Below are 3,046 nucleotides of genomic sequence, written 5' to 3' on the forward strand. Positions count from 1 at the left end.
ATGGGGTTCTTTGTAGCGGGAAATACAACCCTTCCCTTCGGCTCCGCTCAGGGTAAACAGGCTCAGGATGTGAAAATGACGGGCTACGGCTCCAAAGATGTTTTAGTCGTAAGATTAGACAAAAACGGGAAGGAACTATCCCAATTGGTATTAGGAGGTAAAGGATTGGATGAAGTGGAAAAAATGATTCCCACCAAAGACGGGGGAGCCTTGTTAGGGATCTATTCGAGAAGCGGGGCTTTGGCAGGAAGCGGGAAGGCAGAGGCTGGAAGTAAAGCCAAGCAGACAGAAAATTTTGGCGAAGGCGATTACTGGATCGTGAAACTTTCGAAAGACGGAAAAGTGGAATGGGAAAAGAATTTCGGAGGAAAAAGCGACGATCATCTAAGAACGCTGGCGCTGACTTCAACAGGTTACCTGATCGGAGGGGAATCCAGATCGGAAAGATCGGGAAATAAATCCGTTGGTATTGAAGAGGGTACAGACCTCTGGTTAATCTCCATTGATGAAAGGGGTGAAGAACTCTGGCAGAAATCTTACAGCTTTAAAAACCGCGATGTTCTTATGGGGATGAGCGTCATTGCCGGAAAGTAGGAAGACGGAGGCGGGAAGTCTAAGGGAATTCTCTTGGGCGGTTACACACAGGCGGAAGGCAGGATTGAAAATGATGACGAGACTTTCTGGATGCTGTATCTGGACCAGAACGGAAATGAGCAGTGGAGAAAGCACGTGAAGGGAGAATCCCGAAAAAAAGAGGAAAGACTGTCTGATATTAAGCTGAACCGTGACGGATCGATTGTACTCGCAGGAACCAGCGCAGAGGAACTGGGGAAAGAAAACTGGAAGATCGTGAAGCTGGGTGACAAACAGGTTGACCAGCTGATCGAAAAGCAGGACATTAAGATCTACCCGAACCCGGTAACGGATTATGTGTACGTGGAGCTTGGGTTTGAGGGCTTGAGAGAGGGAGCATTTGAGGCTGAGATCGCGGTGTATGATATGGGCGGAAGAAAGCTTGAAACGCTAAAAACAAAAAATAAGATCACCAAGATCAATACCCAGCCTTTGATTCAGGGGGCGTATCTGGTGGTGGTGAAAACCAATGACAAAACGGCGAATGCCAAATTGATTAAAAAATAAGACAAATGAAAAAAATAATGATAAGCGCATTTTTACTGGCTTCCCTTCTGGGAGGGATCCATATTGCTGCGCAGTCCAACGCCATAGGTCTTCAGAAGTATGATTATGTGACCAACGGAGATACCAATATGTACCAGGGAATTCCCAATATCGGTTTTCCTTTATTTAACGTGGAAATTCCTACCACCGGAACCTCCGTTACTCTTTCGGTTAATTACTCCACTGAGAGTATTTCCGGCTACAGCCTCATCAGTGATGTGGGAAAAGGATGGAACCTCTCTTCCATAGGCAGCGTCATAAGAAACAGAACGCGTGATGAGCACGATTATGTACTGAGCTCTTCCGGTGAATCTGTTTCGGATGTTTACAGTTACAGCTTTCCGGGAGGAAGCGGCAAATTCTACATCGGAAAAAATACGGCTACGCAGGAACTTACCGCCGTTCATACCTCCCCTTCCAACAACAGGATCATCATCACGAAAGATAACAGCCAGAACGATAAAATAAAGTCCTTTACCATTATCGATACCAAAGGAAACCGTTACCTTTTTGATAAAATAAACATCAATAAGATCCATCGCGGAGGAGATTTCTCTTTTCCTGAAGTTCCCGCAAATACCAAACTTATCAACAGCGGTTTTTTACTTTCCAGAATCTTCAATGCTAAAAATGAAGAAGTTGCCGCCGTAGAATATGAAACCACCATTGAATCGGTGAACCAGTTTGTGGGGGATCTGCAGCAGAACAAGATTAAAAAGATCACGATTCCCGGAACCGGAAGCATTGAATACCTCTACCTCAGTAATACCAACCCCCACTCTCTCAACAACCCCGGAGACAGGGACTGGTACCAGCTCGATAAGGTACTCCTGAAAGATACCCGCAGCCAGATCATCAACCAGTATAAGTTTGTACACACAAATGATCACCTTGAGGAGCTTATTAATCTGGATAAAAACAGCGCTCCGGTTCAGAAATTCACCTTCCAGTATAATGATCCGCAAGTAACCGGTGTAACTAATTACCCGGACAGTTTCGGATATCCGAACTACTACGATCCGTGCAGCTTTGATGAGGGAGAACTCCGTTCTCCGGGAAGTACCAATCCCGCGACGGTGCATTACGGCTCACTGAAACGCGTAAATCTTCCTACCGGGGGAAGTGTGGAATATGAATTCGAGTCCAACGTGATAAGAACCCCGGGACAGAATACGGCCTGCACTTCCGGACAATGCTATTACGATAATCATGACTTTGATAAAATACAGACCATTAATTTTGACACCTCCGTTACTAACCAGTATACGTTTTCAAAACCTCAGGGATACAAAAACAGGATATTTGTAACCTATGACTATGTGCTGTATCCTTTTCCTCCTCCTAAACCGGGAGTTCCTAATACAATAGGATATACAGTTAATAACGATAACGGATCCCCTTTCATCAATCCTTATACCGGTGTGGAATGCGGCGATAAACAATATTTTGATCTCACATATGGCAGCTCTTCAGTTACTGTTTCTTTTATCGGAACCCGACAGGGACACGGAACCATGTCTGTGTATGCCGCCAAAGAACAGCCACGCGATGAAAACGGATACGGAAACGGTCTGAGGATAAAAAGCATTAAAAACTTCAATCCGGGATCTTCTGCTCCGGTAAGCTATACCCGATATGAGTACAGCAGCTTTACAGATCCCCAGTATTCCAGCGGGCAAATACTGGATTATGCGGAAGATGTATCTTTTATAGATACAGGAAGAAGCACCAGCAAACCTTTAGGATACACGAATATAAAAGCCGTTAATATGATCGACGGAAGCTACTCCAGATATTATTTTGCAGAACCTGTAAGCCTTACCTCAGGAAGTACGCCTTCTTTTTACTCTCTGGATCAGGATATGAG

The 3,046-nt window shown here is 44.9% G+C and carries 2 protein-coding genes and 1 pseudogene; all 3 read left to right on the plus strand.

The window, feature by feature from the left end; translation table 11 throughout:
* Positions 1–594, plus strand: a pseudogene (locus WFK35_RS21850) (T9SS type A sorting domain-containing protein); the annotation flags it as partial.
* Between the two features lie 33 nt (positions 595–627).
* Positions 628–1,140, plus strand: a complete 513-nt coding sequence (locus WFK35_RS21855) for a T9SS type A sorting domain-containing protein (protein WP_336734671.1) — start codon at positions 628–630, stop codon at positions 1,138–1,140.
* 5 nt (positions 1,141–1,145) lie between these two features.
* Positions 1,146–3,046: hypothetical protein (locus tag WFK35_RS21860; RefSeq protein ID WP_336734673.1), on the plus strand; the 1,901-nt coding region annotated here is incomplete at its 3' end.

The sequence above is a fragment of the Chryseobacterium sp. VD8 genome, assembly GCF_037149975.1.
GTDB classification, from domain to species: domain Bacteria; phylum Bacteroidota; class Bacteroidia; order Flavobacteriales; family Weeksellaceae; genus Chryseobacterium; species Chryseobacterium indicum.